The 19,571-nt window shown below is 39.5% G+C and carries 13 protein-coding genes; 6 read left to right on the forward strand and 7 right to left on the reverse strand.

From position 1 onward, the window contains the following. Nucleotide 1: 1 nt before the first annotated feature. Nucleotides 2-667: an SGNH/GDSL hydrolase family protein gene (locus HUW51_RS15875; RefSeq protein WP_185270608.1), complete on the forward strand. Its 666-nt coding sequence runs from the start codon at nucleotides 2-4 to the stop codon at nucleotides 665-667. Between the two features lie 349 nt (nucleotides 668-1,016). Then, the gene (locus HUW51_RS15880; protein ID WP_185270609.1) at nucleotides 1,017-1,355 is read left to right on the forward strand and encodes a hypothetical protein; all 339 of its coding nucleotides are present in this window, start codon (nucleotides 1,017-1,019) and stop codon (nucleotides 1,353-1,355) included. A gap of 254 nt (nucleotides 1,356-1,609) precedes the next feature. Here the strand turns inward: HUW51_RS15880 and HUW51_RS15885 are convergent, their stop codons facing one another. The 7 genes from HUW51_RS15885 to HUW51_RS15915 form a co-directional block, all read right to left on the reverse strand. Beyond that, entirely contained in the window at nucleotides 1,610-2,794 is a 1,185-nt protein-coding gene (locus tag HUW51_RS15885) for a PepSY-associated TM helix domain-containing protein (protein WP_185270610.1), read from the reverse strand. A gap of 840 nt (nucleotides 2,795-3,634) precedes the next feature. Then, complete coding sequence (locus HUW51_RS15890; protein WP_185270611.1) at nucleotides 3,635-4,762, reverse strand: Gfo/Idh/MocA family protein; 1,128 nt, start codon at nucleotides 4,760-4,762, stop codon at nucleotides 3,635-3,637. A gap of 304 nt (nucleotides 4,763-5,066) precedes the next feature. Then, nucleotides 5,067-6,164: a signal peptidase I gene (gene lepB, locus HUW51_RS15895; protein WP_185270612.1), complete on the reverse strand. Its 1,098-nt coding sequence runs from the start codon at nucleotides 6,162-6,164 to the stop codon at nucleotides 5,067-5,069. A 275-nt stretch (nucleotides 6,165-6,439) separates the two neighbouring features. Next, nucleotides 6,440-7,333: a YitT family protein gene (locus HUW51_RS15900; RefSeq protein WP_185270613.1), complete on the reverse strand. Its 894-nt coding sequence runs from the start codon at nucleotides 7,331-7,333 to the stop codon at nucleotides 6,440-6,442. 41 nt (nucleotides 7,334-7,374) lie between these two features. After that, a complete protein-coding gene (locus tag HUW51_RS15905) occupies nucleotides 7,375-8,400 on the reverse strand; it encodes an MlaD family protein (protein ID WP_185270614.1) in 1,026 nt (341 codons plus the stop codon). Nucleotides 8,401-8,502: 102 nt separating this feature from the next. Continuing rightward, on the reverse strand, nucleotides 8,503-9,276 hold the full coding sequence (locus tag HUW51_RS15910; protein ID WP_185270615.1) for an ABC transporter ATP-binding protein: 774 nt from the start codon (nucleotides 9,274-9,276) through the stop codon (nucleotides 8,503-8,505). Nucleotides 9,277-9,296: 20 nt separating this feature from the next. Further along, nucleotides 9,297-10,112: an MlaE family ABC transporter permease gene (locus tag HUW51_RS15915; RefSeq protein WP_185270616.1), complete on the reverse strand. Its 816-nt coding sequence runs from the start codon at nucleotides 10,110-10,112 to the stop codon at nucleotides 9,297-9,299. 1,241 nt (nucleotides 10,113-11,353) lie between these two features. Here HUW51_RS15915 and HUW51_RS15920 point away from each other — a divergent pair. The 4 genes from HUW51_RS15920 to HUW51_RS15935 all read left to right on the forward strand — a co-directional run bounded on the left by HUW51_RS15920 (nucleotide 11,354) and on the right by HUW51_RS15935 (nucleotide 19,494). Continuing rightward, a complete protein-coding gene (locus HUW51_RS15920; protein ID WP_185270617.1) occupies nucleotides 11,354-12,352 on the forward strand; it encodes a hypothetical protein in 999 nt (332 codons plus the stop codon). Nucleotides 12,353-12,375: 23 nt separating this feature from the next. After that, on the forward strand, nucleotides 12,376-14,256 hold the full coding sequence (locus tag HUW51_RS15925) for a T9SS type A sorting domain-containing protein (protein WP_185270618.1): 1,881 nt from the start codon (nucleotides 12,376-12,378) through the stop codon (nucleotides 14,254-14,256). Between the two features lie 350 nt (nucleotides 14,257-14,606). Continuing rightward, nucleotides 14,607-15,683: a DUF3810 domain-containing protein gene (locus HUW51_RS15930; RefSeq protein WP_185270619.1), complete on the forward strand. Its 1,077-nt coding sequence runs from the start codon at nucleotides 14,607-14,609 to the stop codon at nucleotides 15,681-15,683. 988 nt (nucleotides 15,684-16,671) lie between these two features. Then, the gene (locus HUW51_RS15935; protein ID WP_185270620.1) at nucleotides 16,672-19,494 is read left to right on the forward strand and encodes an Ig-like domain-containing protein; all 2,823 of its coding nucleotides are present in this window, start codon (nucleotides 16,672-16,674) and stop codon (nucleotides 19,492-19,494) included. The last annotated feature ends 77 nt before the right edge of the window (nucleotides 19,495-19,571 follow it).

Genomic DNA, 19,571 nt, shown 5'->3' on the forward strand with positions numbered 1-19,571 from the left:
CATGCGATTTTTTAAAAATTTTTATTTTACCTTGGTTTTATTCTTAGTTCTTGGGTTTACCAGTGCGCAAGCCCAGGATATGTCGAAATGGGAAAAAGAAATTTCGACGCTGGAGCAGCAAGATAAATCTAAAGCGCCGCCCAAAAATCCGATTGTGTTTACCGGCAGTTCCTCTATTAAACTATGGGAAACTTTAGCGCAGGATTTCCCGGGTAAAAATGTTTTAAACCGGGGCTTTGGCGGCTCACAAACGTTTGAAGTAACCCATTTTGCCGATCGCCTGATTTTACCGTATCAGCCCAAGCAAGTAGTTATTTATGTAGGCGACAATGACCTGGCAAGCGGCAAAACACCCGAGCAGGTTTTTCAGGATTTTAAGGCGTTGTTTCAAAAAGTCCGGCAAAACAACCCACAAACCTATATCACTTTTATATCAATAAAACCGAGCCCATCGCGTAAACAATTGTTGCCAGGCATTAAACAAACCAATCAGCTTGTTCAGGAATTTCTAAAAAGCCAAAAAAGAACGGGTTATGTAGATGTTTTTAATAAAATGCTTTTACCTACAGGCAAATTTAATCCGCAGCTTTACCGCGCTGACAGTCTTCATATGACCGCAGCCGGTTATCGTATTTGGGCAGATGCTGTTCGACCAGTATTAAAGTAAAAGGTGAAATTTTAAAACTTTAACTTTTATCAAAATTTTGCTAAGCCGCTAAGTGGTTTTATTAGAGAACTAAAATTGTATTGACTTTTAATATATATTTAAAATTGTTTTTATAATTATTCTAATATAATATTTGTTTTTTAATGTTGAAAAGTTTTGTTAACAACCGAAGCAAAAACGTTCGCAATTTTAATCAAAAATTAATAATAATTGCGAAACCTACAGATGAATAAGGATTAATTAAGTTAAAATTGAGTTATTTTAATATAATTTGTATTATTTTGGTTCATTGATAAATAAACACTATCTTTACATCGCAATTACAGTGTGTTTATTTAAAACAGGTTACATGATCGAAGTTAAAACTTTTAGCTTTAGCCTTAGGGTTGCAGAAAATGATCTAACCAACCAACAATGCGAAGGTAAATATTATTTAGTATTATCTTGTGAAAGCCCTTTTGATGTGAATAAGTCTTTTTCTGAAGAATTTTTGACTGATTCGGAGTTAGCGCCCTTTTTTAGCAACTTAGATCTGTTAAAATTTGCTGAAGAAATGGCTACTTTCTGGAGAATCCGGTTGCTGGTAAATCCGAAACTGGATTTAACCCGGTTAGAAGAGTTAGCCGACCTTTGGAATAAAATGTATGAACAGCTCAAGCTGGAATTAACCGGGGTAAAAGCGGCTTAAGGCAGTAGGGTATTCAATTAATTAAATTATAAGCAGTTACGTAAAACACGTAACTGCAAATTACGCAACCATCTTTATTTTTTAGCTCTACTCGTAGCTAGTTTTAAATTTTAAAAATTTCTTCTTACAGCCTTTCCTGGTTTTACTCTGGTTCTAATTCCCTTTACGTCGGTATTTAAAAAAACAGCCTTCATTAGTTTTATTCTCTACTATTTTTTAAAAAAAATTGAAAATTACGCTGCTGATTTTCCGGATTACTTTTTCATAAATCCGGCGCCGACTAATTGGCTTGTTTGGGCAACTTTGCTGGGTTGGGCTTTTGCTTTTCTCGCCTTTTTTCTACGTCCCCACCAAATCAGGAAGCCGGTAACAGGTAAACTTCCGGCGAACAAACTGGCAAAAAAAGCAATAATTTTACCGGGGAGGCCGGCAATGGCTCCCACGTGAATATCATAATTCATGCGCATTATTTTATCGGCTACGGTAGCGTTGGCAATTTTCCCGTAAACGTGCGTTACTTCTATTTCTTTTAATGTATGCTGGTCGAAGTACCGGTAATTGGTTTTCCAGTACGTATCAGTATCGGGGTTAAAAGCTACTTCAATAGAAGATTGCTCATTTTCGGGAATGTGTACTTCCATGCTGCCGGTAATTTTCTGAAACTCGGGTTGCATGTTTAACCAAAGCTGGTCCATGGGCGAAGTAATTTTATGGACTGGGTTTGTAGGTACTTGAGAAAAACTCTCGTAAAACTCAACCATTGGCTTGCCCCCGGAGGCAGTCCAGTAAACAGAATTGGCTACCCATTTAAAGCCCATAACCAAACCACTTAGGGCAATAAATAAAATTACCCCGGTAATATAAAAGCCGAGTACGTTGTGCAAATCGTAGTTTCGGCGGCGCCAGGCAGCGTTCCATTTTATGCTAAATCGTTGTTTGCGGGCCTTCTTGTTTTTGGGCCACCACAGAATAATGCCGGTAATTAACATTACTACAAAAATAAGGGTGGCAGAAGCCAATATGGGCTGACCAATAGTAGGAGGTAGCCACAAATAATAATGGCCCATAATCATAATCCGGAAGAAATCTTCTTCCATGTTTTTTACCTTTAATACCTCGCCCGTATAAGGGTTTAAATAAGCCAGATAATAGTACTCCGGTTCTAAATTGTAATAAACTACCTGCGCGGCCCGGTCTTTTTGGTATATTACACTGTGGCCTTTTTTGCCCGGCAGTTGCGCATCGGCAATTTGCTTTAGCCGGCTTGGCGGTAAAGGTTGCAAAGCGGGTTGGTAATCTACGTAGCGGTAGGCTTGGGTTGCGTTTTCAATTTCGCGCTGAAAAGCTAAAATACAACCCGTAATTGCCAGGAAAAGAACAATTAGCCCGGAAGCAAAGCCAAGCCATAAATGCAGTTTGCCAACAACTTTTCGCAGCATATTTTTTTTAAATTTTAAATTTTTATTTAAGTGCTTACCAGCAATTCTGTTGTTAAGTTAAACTTGCCGCTCTTCTTTTATAGCTACATTTCTGCGTGGAATCCCAGGTATGATTCCGTGCTCCAGACAGCATTTACAAGTAAATCCAGCTTAATTAGTAATTAAAAACGACCTGCATCCTTATATGTATTTTCTGGATTTATTAACCAGAATAAAGTAGCAAATACAAAGAGGCTTATTTTAATTTTGTTTAGACTAAATTTAAATAGCGTTACAAAAGTAGAAGAGTTTACCTAAAATGCAATACTATTTAGAACATATCTAAATAAAATTTGATTGTTTTACCATTAGGTGCGTAGCCGTATGTATTGGGTCGCGGTAAAAAAGTGCTTTGGAGACTTGATATTAAATAGAGAGGAGATAAAATTAGAAGACAGCAGTTTAATCCGGGATGCAAGAGTTGAACTACTCTGGAAATGAAAATTCTAAAAAAATAAAATGGTAAGGTTTGTAAACAGTTCAAAATCAAGAAGCTGTTCTATAGGGCAGGTTTACTAGAGTAAAATACGCAATGTTTCTGTATTTTTAAATTTGATAATAAAAAGTACGAATGATAGGTTTTTGCCAACCGTATTTTTGCGGAGCTATCCGGTATTAGTAGGCTGGACACCATCGAGGGCAATTTTTTAATTTTCTTGTAAAATGTGAAACAGCTCCCATATCTGTTAAAGATATAAAACAATTATATCTGGAAAGTTTAGGTAAAAAGCTCCCGGCCTTATTTTAGGAGGGCTAGGGGGTGGTTGTTCTTAAAGCTGTTTAAATATGTAAAACGACTTCTTACTTTGTTTTTTGCGGGTCTAAATAAATCGTTTTCCCGGTCTTGGCCGATTGACGGGCAGCATCTAAAATCTCGACCACAATCATGTTATTAGGTAAGGAAGACAAATCATGAACGGGTTTAATTTTACCTCCTACTACTGCCGTTAAGTACCGGAAAGGATCGTCGTAGGGCGCAGGGCGGGCGGGGGCCTGGTAAGCCTGGGCGGGCTCATCTGGTTTTAAGCGCAACTGCATTTTGGTATTGTCTATTGTAGTAACGGCGCCGGTTTGGCCGTAAACTTCCATATCTTTCCGGCCGTAAGGCCAGTTCCAGGAGCCTTGGATAATACCTTGCGCACCCGGATAAGTTACCAAAATAGTGGCTTCATCATCTACTTTGGGGTAAATATCGGGTTTTAATTGCTGGGTTACCGCCGTAACTGATATCGGCCGTTGTTCCTGCATCAGCCACGTTATTAAATTAGCGCCGTAACAACCAAAATCTATTAAAGCGCCGCCGCCATTTTGTACCGGGTCGGTGAGCCAGGCCAGAAACTCCGGGCCAACGCCAATTTCTTTCGGTCCCTGATGCCCATCGTGTACTACCATTTTGCGAATGCTACCAATTGCTTTATCGGTGTGTACCAAATCATAGGCTTTGTGATTGCTGCCGTACCAGGTAGTTTCGTAATTGGTTAACAGATGAATGTTGTGCTTTTTAGCTAAAGCTTCCATTTGCCGGGCATGTTCCAAACTAACGGCCAAAGGTTTTTCTACCATTACATGAATACCCCGCGGCGCACAAGCCTGCACTACCGCTAAGTGGTTAAAGATTGAATTAAAGGCCGTAATCGCTTCAGGTTTGGTTTTATCCAGCATGGTATTTAAATCGGAATAAACCAGGCTTTTAGGCAAGTTGTACTTTTTTATATACCGGTCAGCTAGTTCGGCATCCGCTTCGGCAATACCTATAATTTGAATGTCGCCGCGCTTGTGGCTGTCGAATACCCAGCCTACGTGGCCGTGCACTAATCCGGCAATACCAACCCGCAAAGGTTTAGCGTTGTTAACCTGACTAAAAACCGGAATGCTTTGCAAAAGCCAGGAAACTAACAGTACTCCGAAGAATGTGCCGATGGAATTCATAAGTAAGGATTTAAGAGGCCCGTTTACCATACCTGGTAAATCCGGAAATTTAAAAAAACGGGTGATGCTTAAGGGCAATCACCTGCATTACTGTCCGTCATTTTATGTGCCAGCAAATTATCATAAATTTTAAAAACCTATAAATTTTAAAAATATTATTTTAAACAATCGTTGGGTTGTACCATAAGCCAAAAAAGAGAAATGCCCGCGTTTTATCAATAACACGGGCATTAAAACTTTTGAAACAGGCGAGAGCAAAAAATCTTCGGGTTGATAACCGATAAATAATGCTGCTTCGTGTTAATTATTCAATGGGTTTAAATAACCGGTTCCAACGTACCTTTTCCAGGAAACTGGCATTCGGGTCAACGGACATCCAAACAAATACGGCTTTTCCTACTATGTGGTCCTCGGGCACAAAGCCCCAATAGCGCGAGTCCTCGGAGTTGTGCCGGTTGTCGCCCATCATAAAATAGTAGTTTTGTTTAAAAGTATATTGCTGCGCTTCTTTTCCTTCTAAAAACAATTTACCGTCCTGTATTTTGGCGTTAGAATTATGTTCGTAGGCCGTAATAATCCGGGCGTATAAAGGCAGCGTTTGGGGGGTAATAGCTACCGTGCTGTTTTTTTTAGGTATAAACAAGGGACCATAATTATCGCGGTTCCATTTAAAAATACGGGGTTCCTGCGGAAATACATCATTCTCTACCTCGCCCGCGGGAGCCATTACGAGCTGCACATTTTTAATAAATTCCAGGGTAGCCAGGTCTTGGGCTATAGATGGGGTAATGTGCACGGCATAGCCATTTGGTACCGCATAAAAATCGGTTATGTCGCGGTCTAGAAAAAACTGTTTGTCGAGTTCCCGGTCGGTAGCCAGAAAATACTGAAATTGTTCCTGACTTGGATTGCTGGTAGGCTGACCATTAACGTAAATTTGTCCGTTTTTAATCGCAAAAGAATCGCCGGCCATACCTACGCACCGTTTAATGTAATGCGTTTTTAAATCAAAAGGATGTTCATCCTCGGGAGGTAAATTAAAAACGATGGGGTCGTTGCGTTTTATTTCAGAAAAACCCTGTAAGCGAAAAGAAGGCAAGGTAATGGCATCGGAGTAGGAGGGGATCTTGGTGCTGCCAATGGTTTGGTGGGTTAAAGGCAATTGCAAAGGCGTAGCCGGCGTTCGGGAGCCATAATGTAATTTACTCACGAATAAATAATCGCCGGTAAGCAAAGATTTTTCCATCGAAGCCGACGGAATGGCATAAGCCTCGAAGGTGGCCCACCGGATTAAAGTAGCCGCTACTACGGCAAACATAATAGCATCGGCCCATTCCCGCAGTAAACTTTTTTTATTTAGTTGTTTTTTAGCTGGTTTTTTATTTTGAAAAATGGCTTTCATAGTTTTTAAGCTCTTTATATCGTATTTGGGTATATAACTGATTATTAGCGTTTAAATTATGTTGATTAACCCGGTAGAAATAAAAAAAATTAAAAATTTTTTGGCCCGCAATACCATAAAGCATAACGGCCAAGTAATTTAAGCAGATCTGAGAAAGGCGAGCCGCCGGACGGGGTTCGGCTAATTACCCATGAATAAAAAGAGGTAAGTGCATTGCCAAACGCCAAAAATTTAAAAAATCTTATTTCTTAAAAACTTCCGTAATAGGAGCGAGGCTAATGCAGAGGTTTCTTTTTAACCATACCACCTTCAGTATCGTCGATGCTGTGTTGAATTAGAAAAGCGTTGGGGTCAATGCGCTTTACTTCTTTGCGCAAGTCCGGAATCTCGAAACGGGTTACAACGGTAAATACAATATCAATGCTTAAGCTACGGTCGCCGCGTTTGCCAAAGCCGCGCTTGCCCTGGTAAATGGTTACTCCCCGGCCTAGTTTTTCTGTAATACTTTGGCGAATTTCTTCGCTAAATTCCGAAACAATGGTTACTCCGGTATATTGCTCAATCCCCGAAAGTAAAAAATCAATCATTTTGGAAGCCGCAAAATAAGTTAAAATCGAATACATCGCCGATTCGATGCTTAACAAGAAAGCGGCCGCAGTAAAAATGATAATGTTGAGTAATAAGATAAAATCGCTGACTTTGAGTAATGGGTACTTTTTGCTAACAATTAAAGCGGCAATTTCGGTACCGTCCAGCACTGCGCCGCCACGCATGGCTAAGCCAATGCCCACCCCAATAAAAACGCCACCAAATACCGCGGTTAATAACTTGTCTGGGGTTATATCGGGAAAATCCACTACCGCCAGACAAATAGCTAAACCCGCAATGGCGCAGGCACTTTTAATAGAAAAGCGCCAGCCCATTTGCCGGTAACCCAAAATAATAAACGGCAGGTTTATAAATAAAATTAGAATATACAGCGGAAAGCCCGAGATTTGCGCCAGCAACATGGAAATGCCGGTTACTCCCCCATCAATAAAATGACTGGAAAGTAAAAAGCCTTTTAACCCCAAACCTGCCGAAAGAATTCCGCCTATAATTAAAATAAGGTTCTTTGCGTTTTCTGGAAAGGCAGATCCTTTAACAGGGCTTGGTGTTACATGAGCCATAGGTGCTGGGCATTCACTCAGATGCCAAATTTTAAAAATTTTTAATTGGCCGGGGCGTTTTCTTTTTGATTAGCGGCTTCTTTTTGCTTGGCTGCCTCTTTGGCATCGCGCACGGCTTTCCGGCGAAAATACCCTTTTAATAAAAAGTTGTTTTGAACCGCCTTTAACGTTTCATCTAAATCATCGCTACTCGATTCCAGGTTGGTCATGGTGTTGCGAAGTTGCTCGGCAAAAACCGGGTCGTTTAGCAACACGCTTACCGCATTGGAGTCGCTGTTTACTTTATTACTTACTTGTTTTAAGTTATTGGTAATGTCGGTGGCAGAGGCTGTAGCATTCTCAATGTTACTAACCGATCTTTCTAAACGTTTAAATACGGCGGTATCCGTTAAAAATTTGTTGGCTAAACCGTCCTGGGTATTTAGTTTAGTCGTGAAAGTTGCTAATGCGCCCGCTGCCCGTACCGTGGTAGCCGAAGCTTGTTTTAAATTATTTACCACTGCCCGGAAGTTATCGGCCAGTGCCGAATCTTTTAAAATAGCTCCCATGGTACCCTGGCCTTGCACCAACCGGGAACTCAAAGTTTTAAAATCCTGCGTAATACCTACCAGGTTTTTATTGTTTTGCTGCAGCGTTTCAACTACATCATCGGTGTCTAAAGGATTTTCGGCCAGTACCCGGTCGCCATCTTCTACCGGGGCGGCTTGCTGGCTGCCCCCAAACAATACAATAATTTTATTCCCAATTAAGCTTTCGGAGCTTATCCGAGCTTTAGAATCTTTGCGGATGTACTGGCGCGTTTTTTCTTCGATGCTTAAGGTTATTTCTACCTGCGATTCGCCGTAAAAATTAATAGCTTTAACCGTGCCAATTTTAACCCCCGAAAACCAAACATTGTTACCGGGTTTTAAACCGGCTACATCGTCGAAAACGGCTTTAATGTTAATGCTGTTTACAAACCGCTTTTGCTGGCCACCTAAGAGAAAAACTCCGCTAATAAAAATTACCAAGGCCAGTAATATAAAAATGCCTACAAGAACGGAACGTTTATTTTCTGATACACTCATTTTAAGTAAGTGATAAATATTTAGTTTAATAGTGATGAGCAAGGCTCCGGAAGAACGCTCCTCTGATTACCCGCTCTTTTTACTTTTTACAGATTAATAAAGTTATTCGATAAAATTATAATCATAAAATGCTTTTACCCGATCATCGCCCGCCGCAAATACTTCTTCAAAAGATCCTTCGTACTGGAACTGCCCGTCGAGCAACATAACAATGCGGTCTCCAACGGAGCGGGCGCAAGTTAAATCGTGGGTAATAATAATCGACGAGGTATTAAATCTTTTCTGTACACCGTTTATCAGTTTATTTATTTCGATACTGGTAATCGGGTCTAGGCCGGCCGTAGGTTCGTCGTAAAGCATAATCTCGGGTTTCAGAATCAGCGTACGGGCAATACCAATGCGTTTACGCTGGCCACCCGATAGCTCTGAAGGCATTTGATTAATCGTATGCGAGAGTTCTACGGCTTCCAAAACTATATTCACGATCCGGTCGATTTCGTGCCGGCTTAAGTTTTTCTGATTCCGAACCAACGGAAACTCCAGGTTTTCGCGAATGGTCATACTATCGTACAAGGCACTATTCTGAAAAGAAAAGCCAATTTTTAAACGAAGCTGGTCTAATTCTACCGAGGTAAGATTATTTAAATCGCTACCTAATACATTTATATCACCTGAATCGGCTTTTAACAAGCCGGCAATTATTTTAATTAAAACTGATTTTCCCGTGCCAGAGCGGCCCAGTACTACCAGGTTTTCGCCCTGGTACAAGTCCAGATCTACTCCTTTCAGCACATCAAAATCATCAAAAGATTTCTTCAGGTTGCGGATGGAAATGACCCGGTTGTTTTTATCTATATTCGGATTTATTTTTTTCATAAATAATGATAACGGCCGAATTACATGGTTCTTAAAGCAGTAATTATTTGCAGCGAAATTAATTCTTCAATAAAAATCAGGAACATGCCGGTTACTACCGAGGAGTTTGCCGCTTTACCAACCCCTTCGGTTCCTTTCGAAGAATTATACCCTTTATAGCAACCAACTACCCCAATGGTAAAACCAAACACAAACGATTTTATAATAGAAGAAAAAATATCTAAAAAGGTAATGGCATTAAACACCTGTACGAAATAAGTAGTAAAACTGGTTAACTCGTTTTTATGCACATTTACGTAGGCTCCTAACAATGCTACTAAAACCATATACATCATTAAAGTAGGTACCATAAACGTAGTAGCCAATACCCGGCTTACCACTAAAAAGCGAAACGGGTTGGTAGCCGATACTTCCATGGCTTCTATTTGTTCCGTTACTTTCATGGAGCCAAGTTCGGCTCCAATGCTGGAACCTACCCGGCCCGCCGCAATTAAAGCAGTTACCAAAGGCCCCATAGCCCGCACAATGGCCACCGAGATTAACGCCGGTAACCACGAGGTAGCCCCAAACTCAGCTAAAGAAACCCGCGACTGATTCGTGAAAACAATACCAATAATAAACCCGGTTAAAGAAATAAGCGGTAACGATTTAACTCCTATCTCAAAACACTGCTTTATAATTTCTTTGCCTTCATAGGGGGGTAAAAATACTTCTTTAAAAAAGCGGGCAATAAAGCTGTAAATAGAGTATAGCTCTAAAAACAAACGGTCTATTCGTTTCGAAACAATGTATTTACGTGGCGATTTATAACCAGGGTTGTCGTTGGTATGGGCCATAGGTTGTTAATACTGGTTTTGGAGCAAAAGTAGTAGTTATAATTTTAATTAAGTTTAAACGGCAAGCAATTGTTTTAACTAAAAACCAATATCAGTTTTAAATTACTTACCCCCCCCATATTAAGGAGTTAAATAAACACTACTCAAAAATTAAATAAATGTTAAGGATTCTGCCGGATTAAATAAAAAAAGCAAACCCAAAGCATTTCAATCATAATCTGGTAAGTAAATTATAATAATCGAAAACTTTAAAAAAGCAGGAAACAGATAATGTTTTAATGGTTTTAAACCAAGTGCATTACTTAAGTACCATGTAATTTCATGTAAGTCAAGGTACATGCCACTTTAAATCCCCGGCTTAAAGTGTTGTTTTTCTCTGGATAGTGCTGCATCTTGCAGTAAAATTAGTATAAGTCTATTTTATATATTTAACTTTATAAATACTTTTTAATTTAAATTAGCTTGTTAGTGTAACAGGCAAGATTAACTGAAAAAAGTTATAATTGATTTAAATAGCTGATTTTTACTGTTTTAGGAATTTGGGTAATTAAATTAATATGCTGATTTTTCTATTTACTTGTGTATTTATTTAAAATGATTATAAATTATTATAAAATTTTTAAAAAACCGGTTAATAGCTATAAAAAATGTTAGTGGGATTAAATGGAAATTTTAATTAATTAAGATATGATAAAATAGTTACTGTTAAATAATTACCCGGATTAATCTAAAATTTGTTTGAATGTACATACAGGGCTTTGTTTTAGATTTAAATAAAATTTTATAATAGTTAATTTGGTATGTAACCTAAATTGTAATAATTTTATAAATATCTTTATTTAAAACATAATTAATTAAATACCGTTAAAGCAATAGTCTTAAAAAATCCTGTTAACCTGAATTAAGCTAAATTTTATGTATAAAAATCTACAAGTAAAGTTATAGAATAGCTAGTTACTGAGACCTCGACCAACTAATCCAAATCTTTAGCATCTCATAATTGCTGAACATGAGTAGCTTCTGTTTAAAATTCCTGATTTTAATTAGGAGTATACGCTAACGCTTTTTATGAAATATGATGTATCCCATATTAAAATTTATTTTTTTACACCTGTGCAATTTAAGTTATTATGAAAAAAGAATGTACTCCCTATCAAAAGTTCGTAGAATTACCAAATAGGAAGTGGTCTGTTACCCTGCTTCTCGCTTTAATAATCCATATTCAGGCTCCAACTGCTGCTATGGCTACTAAAGCGATTAAAATTTTAAAAAATAAAGCGAACCCCGCTTCTTTAAAACACGCCATTTTTGCGGGCGAGAAAGTAGTAAGCTTTACCTTAATCAATGCTGACACCGATCAGCCCATTCAAACTATCTCCAATGGGGCCACTTTAAACCTGGCAACCTTACAAACGAAAAACCTGAATATCCGGGCCAATACTGAGCCTGCAAACGTGGGTAGTGTGGCTTTTGCATTAAGCGGCAAACAAAATTATAATAAAACTGAAACCGGCGCTCCTTATTCTTTATTTGGCGATACAAATGGCGATTATAAACCATGGGTGCCAGCTACTGGTACTTACAAATTAACCGGTACTCCCTACGCCGGTGCATCTGCCACAGGTGGTGCCGGAACTTCTTTAACTATTTCGTTTAGTGTAGTTAACCAAGCTACTACCACCAACCTGGTTAGCAATATAAAATCTTTTACGGGTAACCCTTATTCACAGGCTAAATTAGCTGTAGGAACTATCTTTTACACCGATCGGGATTACAAAATCACTTCAGTTCCTTCTTCGTTAAGCAACCAGGTTTTTATTAAAACCCCCAACGATGACAAATATGTTAAAACTTCGCCGGCCGTAACTTTTTCGGTAAGCCAAAGTGTAACGGTTTACGTGGCATATGATCCGTTGGCTACCCAATTGCCTACCTGGTTGAGCAGCTGGCAAAAACTAACGGACCGGATTGGTATTAACGATCCCCGAATTAGCTATTTAACAGTTTATAGTAAAACTTTTGCGGCAGGCACTGTTTCTTTAGGCGGCAATTTAGCTTCGCCGGCAGTTGGTTCTAAAAACACCTATATTGTGGTGGTAAAGCCTACTACCACCACGAACGTACGTCCTTTTGTTACTGCTGTTAGACCCAGCGATGGAGAAACTGATGTAGCTTTAGATAAATCTATCTCCGTAGATTTAGAATATCCTGGGGCAATGCCATTAATGGCAGTACCGTAAATACGAGTACGGTCAAATTATTTATGGTTAGTTCTACCGGTACCAAAACCCAGGTAAGCGGTACAGCGGTTAACTCAACAGCCGCTGGTGATGCCATTACATTGTCAGCTTCTTTGCGGCCCAGCACTACCTACGAATTCCAGATTACCAGCAACGTGAAGGACGATAAGGGGAATATGATGATTCCTTTTACTTCACGGTTTAAAACTACCAGCGATACCCCGGTTTCATCCGGTGATTTAAGTGGTGTTTCTTTTACCGAAAAAACTTTAATTGATAACACCTTTGGTTCAGATGGATTTACTTCTTTGGTTGTAGGGCCAGATCGTCGCTTGTACGCCACTACTTCCGGCGGAAAAATTGAGCGTTGGGATATCCGGAGTGATGGTACCATTACTAACCATAAAACCATTGCTCCTTTTGGAACCAGCCGTCGTCTATTAATCGGGTTGCATTTTGCGCCTAATGCCACGTCCAGTAATTTATTAGCTTATATCAGCCATTCGTCGCCGGTGTTTACCAATGCACCAGACTGGTCTGGTAAAATATCGCGGATAAATTTAAATAATCCTGCTTCTCCTCAGATAATTGATTATGTTATTAATTTGCCCCGTTCTTACAAAGACCACGCTACCAACAGTATTAAGTTTGGTCCGGATGGTGCTCTGTATTTCCCGCAAGGTAGTAACTCTGCAATGGGTGATACGGATGGCGCCTGGGGATATCGTCCGGAAAGATTATTAAACGGCGCTATACTGCGTTTAGATTTAAATAAAGCCCAGCAACAAGGTTTACCAATTAATGTGAAAACCCAGGATGGTGGTAATTACAACCCTTATGCTTCTAATGCGCCATTAACAATCTATGCCACCGGTATTCGGAATGCTTATGATTTGGTATGGCACTCTAACGGCGAGTTGTACGTGCCAACAAATGGTTCGGCTGCGGGTGGTAATGCGCCAGCTTTGTCTTCGGGCAAAAAATGGTCTAACGGTCAAACTTATACCGGTCCATCCATCCCTGCTCTTAAAAACATCCGCGACACGCAAAGCGATTATTTATTTAGAGTTGTAAAAGGAGGCTATTATGGCCATCCAAACCCGTTGCGCAACGAATATATTATGTTTGGAGGTAACCCCACCAGTGGTGTTGACCCAGGCGAAGTGGTTTGGTCTGTAAACGGAGTACAGTACGGTTATAAAGTTGGCACGCCGCATGAACCTAATTACCGGGGGTATATCTATGACTTTGGTTTAAATATTTCGGCCAACGGTGCTATTGAATACCGGAGCAATGCTTTTGGCGGTAAGTTAAAAGGTAAAATGCTGGTTTGTCGTTTTAGCGGTGGCGACGACTTAATGGTACTAGCAGTAGATGCAGTAAATAAAAGCAAAATTACTGCTACCGAAGGAATTAAAATTCCGGGATTGCGCCGGCCATTTGCCAATCCGCTGGATGTTATTGAAGACGTGCAGACCGGTAACTTATACGTATCGGAATATTACGATGGTAATGGCGATGGTAAACCCCGTATTACTTTGTTAAAAGCAGATAAACCAGCTACCAGCACGGCCAATAGAACCGGTGTTAGCAATAGTGTTTTAACAGAATTAGATGAAACCACTTCCGATGCAGCAACAGGTTTAGTAGTTAATGTTTATCCTAACCCGAACCCAGGCGAGAACCTGCACGTAACGGTTCAGAATTTTGCTGCTCAGGAGTCGGTTACCCTTTCTTTAATTGATATGGTGGGTACCGTAGTAAGTACAATTTCGGTTCAAACCGATGAATTAGGTACTGCCAACACCGAAATCAACTTAAACCAGAAAATGGTACGTGGTATTTATTTCTTAAAAGCAGCCGGCACTTCCGGAAATACTCAAACCAAATTAGTAATCGAGTAAATTTTTAATATTTAAAAAAAAGAACGGCCACGTAAGTGGCCGTTCTTTTTTTTATGGTAAATTTTGAACTTGAGAATCACATAGAATTTAAACTTTTAAAAATTTTACTTTCCAGCCACCTTTTAAACCTGTGATCAGCGTTTAACAAAAAAATGTTTTATTTAGAGAATGGCTTCCTAAAACCCAGCTATTAATTTGGAGCAGCACGTATTTACTAGGAGCCGCCCGTTTTATGTGATTACAAGTTTATTTGTGTATTTGCCTTGTTTGTTTATTTAACTATCAAATCTTTCTTTAAAAAAATCTTTGCGCTGGTTAGGCAACACCCACATTTTTTAATTTATGGGAGTTTGCCCCTGCAAATAGTAGTGGTGCAAATTATTGCACTTAATTCGGAGTGGGTAGAAAAGTTTTATACCCATTTTTTTTACAAAGAACTAAGTCAGTTTCTTCGGGCAATTTTTGGCCGGGTTTCTGTTCCGGTAGGACAAATTTTATTTTACAGCCTTTTAACGGGGCTATTGGTAGGTATTATAAAACATATCCGCCGGTTAGTGTTACGGCAAATAAGCTGGAGGGAATTTAGCCGCCGAGGCTTGTTGGGCATCTTTACTTTTTTATCGGTATTTTACTTTCTGTTTACCGGTATGTGGGCTTTAAATTACCATCGGCTGCCCATTGCCGATATTGTGAAAATAAAAGAAGATTCTATTTCTACGCGCGAGTTAGAAGCATTATGCCTACGCCTGATTCAGCTTACCAACCAAAGCCGGCAACAAGTAACTACCAACCAGCAGCAACCCGTGCGTTTTGCGTTGAGTAACCAACACTTGCTGACCAGCGCTCCCCGGGGTTTTGCAACAGCCGCCAAAATTTTCCCGGAAATGGCTTACGCGTATCCTGCGGTTAAAGAAGTTTATGTGCCGGAAGTTATGTCGTTTTTTGGTGTAAGTGGCATTTATTTTCCGTTTACCGGCGAAGCTAACGTAAATATGCATCCCCCGGCTTATTTGTTGCCCAGCACCATTTGCCACGAGATGGCGCACCAAATAGGGTTTGCTTCCGAAGACGAAGCTAATTTTGTGGCGTATTTAGCCTGCCGCCTGAATCCTGACCCGGCTTTTCAATACTCCGGCAATTATATGGCCATGAAGTACGCCATGAACCGGTTAAAAAAAGTAAACCCCCGCGCTTATAAGCAACTGGAGCAACTATATAGTGTTGCCTTAAAAAAAGATATCGCCGAAAACAAACTTTATTGGGAACGTTTTCAGAACCCAATCGAAGTTTTTAGCCATTGGTTCTACGATTTATTCTTAAAAGCTAACGACCAACGCGAGGGTATTAAAAGCTACTCCAAAGTGGTAGAATTGCTCATGGGCGAATTCCGGAAAAACAATTTAAACTACTTGTTACCGGGTAAATAAAAATCAAAAAGTAAGGCCATTCACAAACAATGGCCGGTATTGTTATTTTGGTAGCTTTAAAATCAAAGAAAATGTAATCGGGCTTTCACGAGTGCTGCAGAAAATTATTTCTGGTTTGAAGTAAATTTTTAAAAATTCTAATTACTGGCTTGGCAAAAGTATGATCTTTAACAGTCCGCTAGGAATTTGCCAAAAACCCAGCCAGCTAAGAACGGCACCCAACATAAGTTTCATTTATTTACCTGGTAAGTTTATGGCTTTAATTACTACATAAAACGCCTTCCGGCTTATTTTAGGAAGTTGCGTTTTCTTTCAAAACCAGGTAATAAATCTAGAGGAAATCTGATTTTAAAATTTAAAATTTTAAAAATCTCGGCAACTGTGATTTTACAGTGCCGTGTCCTGTATATCCCTTAAACTCACCATAAAATTTCTGTTTAGGTTTATTAGCCATTTGCCGCTCAAGCTTTATCTAAAATAGCTTATTCTAAGCTCTTTAAACAGGCTAAAGGCTTGCCGAATTTCTGTAGTGGTAAGGTGTTAATTGGTTGTTTTATAAAATTAATTCTATTTAAATCTAATAATATTTAAAAATGCAAAGTTGGAAAAATATAAATTTTAAATTAAGAAATTTAGATGTGGTAAATGTTTCGATTAAAAAATAATGCATTTAAAATTACCTATATGTTGAATATTGATTTAGTATTTTGTTTAATGTTGTTATTATAGAGTAATTGTTTTTAAAGTTTTAATGGCTTTAAAAAGCGAAATATGGCATTTTTTATACGTGCTGGGTTTTTGTTAATTATTTAAAAATTGTACTTTTTTAATTTTATGGTATTATAAATTATTAATATACCTGAATTTTAATTTATAAAACAGAAGAGGTGTTTAAACATTAAAAACTCGTTAATACATTTGTATTGTAAATAAAAGTACAAAAAACGAGTTGGTTTAAATTTTTGGTTGTTACTGTAATATTTATTTTATGATAAAAACTTCTACTCTCCTGGTTTATTTAGTTAGCTTCTTTTGTTTGGTTTGCCATTTAGATGGTAAAGCCCAAACTTGGTTGGATGTAAATTCAGCAGAACTGGCCGGTGGAAGAGGCGCTAACCTGGCTTTTGCGTTAGCTCAGAATGGAACACCTTATGTGGCGTATTCTAATCCAATCATGGGTGGTCGTGCCACAGTTAAAAAGTTTGATGGTGCGCATTGGGTTAAAGTAGGGGCCGAAGGTATTTCAACTGATTACGCGGGTGAGTTAGCAATTGCCATTGATACAAACAATGTGCCTTATCTGGCTTACACCGATAACGCAGCTAATGGCCAGCTTAGTATAAAAAAATTTGATGGAACTAATTGGGTAGTAGTGGGTACTGGCTTACAAACCAACAAATACCCTAATGGGTTGCGCCTAGCTATAAGCTCTACTGGCACTCCTTATGTAGCATACTCCGAAAATAGCCAGGGATGGGTTAAAATGTTAAATGGGACAAACTGGCAAACAATAGGTACCGGCAGCTTTGCTCTACCGCAAACCGAAAAGTTAGCTTTTGCTTTAGATGCGCAAAATACGCCCTACATAGCTTATACTGATGCTACTAAAAACGGACAAGCATTTGTGCAGCGTTGGGATGGTAGCAAGTGGGCCAATATTGGTACTGACGCCATAGCCGCAGGTACGGCCTTAGATCTTTCTATAATAGTTGGTAATAATGGTAAACCTTATATTACCTATCGCGAATTTAATGGTGCTGCTCTTAATAAATTAGGTACAACCAAAGTAAAACAATTTGATGGCGCCAAATGGGTAGAAGTAAGTACAACCGGAATTTCAGATTCATGGATTTATTTCGCCGCTTTAGGGATCGATAATAATAATACTTTATACGTAGCTTATCGCGAAAGCGCCGCCGGTATCGGTAATCCTGGTCAAACGAAAGTTAAACGTTTACATGGCCCGGAATGGGAAGAAATTGGAACTTCCAACTTTACTTCCGGTCCCGTTAATGATGTATTTTTAAGTATAGCAAATAATGGTTCGCTTTACGTTGCCTTTGCTGATGTTGTAAAAGCCCGGGCCGCAACCGTATTAAGATTAGACATTCCTACTTTAAAAATTGCATCTAAAGCGCCTACTAAATTAGCTTTAGCTGCCAGCAACGATAATGGAGTAAGCGCCAACGATAATATTACCAACGTTGCTCTTCCAACCATAACTGGTATGGCCGATCCTAAAGCACAAGTTACTATTTTTGCAGATAAAATAGCAGCCGGAACTACCCTGGCCGATAGCAATGGTTACTGGGAATTTACTTTTACTACTGCTTTAGCGGCGGGTAACCGGACCATCTATGCTACTGCCACCGATCCTGATGGTTTAACTAGTGCCCCCAGCAGCTCCATTTCTGTTACGCTCGATTTTACAGCTCCGGTAGTAAGTGGCGCAGCCAATCAGGGTATTTACAAAACCGATAAAATTGTTACTTACACTGGCGGAACCGCTACCTTAAACAATGCGCCTTTTACCAGCGGAACCTTAATTACTGCAGAAGGTACGCACACTTTAATAGCCAGCGATGTGGCTGGTAATACTACCACCGTTCTATTTACCATTGATAAAACAGCGCCAGTAGCATCTATCGTAATAAATAATAATGCGGCTACTACTAACAATAATGAAGTAATCTTAACTATTACTGCTCCGGATGCAACCCAGATGCGCTTCTACGATAACGACGATAATCTGGTTTGGTCAGCTTGGGAGCCGGTAAGCGCTACAAAAAACTGGACATTACCTACCGGCAATGGCAGTAAATGGATAAAATTACAAGTACGTGATGCCGCTGGTAACGTATCTGCTTCGGTATCTGATAATATTACCCTGGACCAAACAGCTCCTACCGTAAGCTTTAGCTGCACCGAAGTAAGCCCTACTTCTAACAATAATATTCCGGTAAAAATTAATTTTTCCGAAGATGTTACCAACTTTACCGCTGCTGCTGTTACGGTAACCAATGCAACTAAAGGAACTTTTGCCGGAAGTGGCAGATACTATACCTTATATGTAAAACCAGTAGCCTTAACTGGTGGTAACTCCACAATTATTACGGTGAATGTGCCGGCTGGCGTAACTGCCGATGCGTCTGGAAACAAAAATACAGCGAGTGCTACGTTTTCTTTAACTTATGCTGCTCCGGTTACTGCTCCTAAAGTTGAAAATATTGCGTATAATGTTTTATCTACTTCATCGGTAACTTTAGGTGGCAATGTTACTTCCAGCGGCGGTAGCGTAGTTTCAGCCCGCGGTGTGGTTTATAGTTCTACATCTACTTCACCTTCTATTAACAGTTCTAAAGTGTTGTTGGGAACCGGAGAAGGAAACTTTACAACTACCCTTACTACCTTAAAAGCAGGTGTTACTTATTATGCCCGGGCCTTTGCTACCAACGCTATCGGAACTTCTTATGGAGCTGTACAGAAATTTACCACTACTACTACAACTGCTAAAGCCACTTCTGTAGCAGAGCCTGTGAATATTAATGCATCGGCAGCTTTAACAGCTTATCCTAATCCTTTTGGTCAGCAAGCTACTATCGAGTTTACTTATAATACGACTACTACTTATACCATTGCGGTTTACGATATGAACGGCACACAAGTACAAACTTTGCCAGCTGGCACCGCTCGGGCAGGTGAGAAAGTACAGGTTAGTTTATCCGGCGAAAAACTAATAAATGGTATCTACACCGTACGTCTGAGCACCGCTGCCGGGGTACAAAATTTAAAACTTATTTGCGGCAAATAGGCTATCTGTTTTCAATAATCCTAAAAAAGCCAAGGCCACTCAAAAGAGTGGCCTTGGCTTTTTTAGGATTATCTAAT

Origin of the sequence: Adhaeribacter swui (assembly GCF_014217805.1) — a bacterium.
Taxonomy (GTDB): Bacteria; Bacteroidota; Bacteroidia; order Cytophagales; family Hymenobacteraceae; genus Adhaeribacter; species Adhaeribacter swui.

Bases quoted from the DNA above. Each gene is read 5' to 3' on its own strand.
- HUW51_RS15875 (WP_185270608.1), top strand. From the start codon at position 2: ATGCGATTTTTTAAAAATTTTTATTTTACCTTGGTTTTATTCTTAGTT.
- HUW51_RS15880 (WP_185270609.1), top strand. From the start codon at position 1,017: ATGATCGAAGTTAAAACTTTTAGCTTTAGCCTTAGGGTTGCAGAAAAT.
- HUW51_RS15885 (WP_185270610.1), bottom strand. From the start codon at position 2,794: ATGCTGCGAAAAGTTGTTGGCAAACTGCATTTATGGCTTGGCTTTGCT.
- HUW51_RS15890 (WP_185270611.1), bottom strand. From the start codon at position 4,762: ATGAATTCCATCGGCACATTCTTCGGAGTACTGTTAGTTTCCTGGCTT.
- lepB (WP_185270612.1), bottom strand. From the start codon at position 6,164: ATGAAAGCCATTTTTCAAAATAAAAAACCAGCTAAAAAACAACTAAAT.
- HUW51_RS15900 (WP_185270613.1), bottom strand. From the start codon at position 7,333: ATGGCTCATGTAACACCAAGCCCTGTTAAAGGATCTGCCTTTCCAGAA.
- HUW51_RS15905 (WP_185270614.1), bottom strand. From the start codon at position 8,400: ATGAGTGTATCAGAAAATAAACGTTCCGTTCTTGTAGGCATTTTTATA.
- HUW51_RS15910 (WP_185270615.1), bottom strand. From the start codon at position 9,276: ATGAAAAAAATAAATCCGAATATAGATAAAAACAACCGGGTCATTTCC.
- HUW51_RS15915 (WP_185270616.1), bottom strand. From the start codon at position 10,112: ATGGCCCATACCAACGACAACCCTGGTTATAAATCGCCACGTAAATAC.
- HUW51_RS15920 (WP_185270617.1), top strand. From the start codon at position 11,354: ATGGCTACTAAAGCGATTAAAATTTTAAAAAATAAAGCGAACCCCGCT.
- HUW51_RS15925 (WP_185270618.1), top strand. From the start codon at position 12,376: ATGGTTAGTTCTACCGGTACCAAAACCCAGGTAAGCGGTACAGCGGTT.
- HUW51_RS15935 (WP_185270620.1), top strand. From the start codon at position 16,672: ATGATAAAAACTTCTACTCTCCTGGTTTATTTAGTTAGCTTCTTTTGT.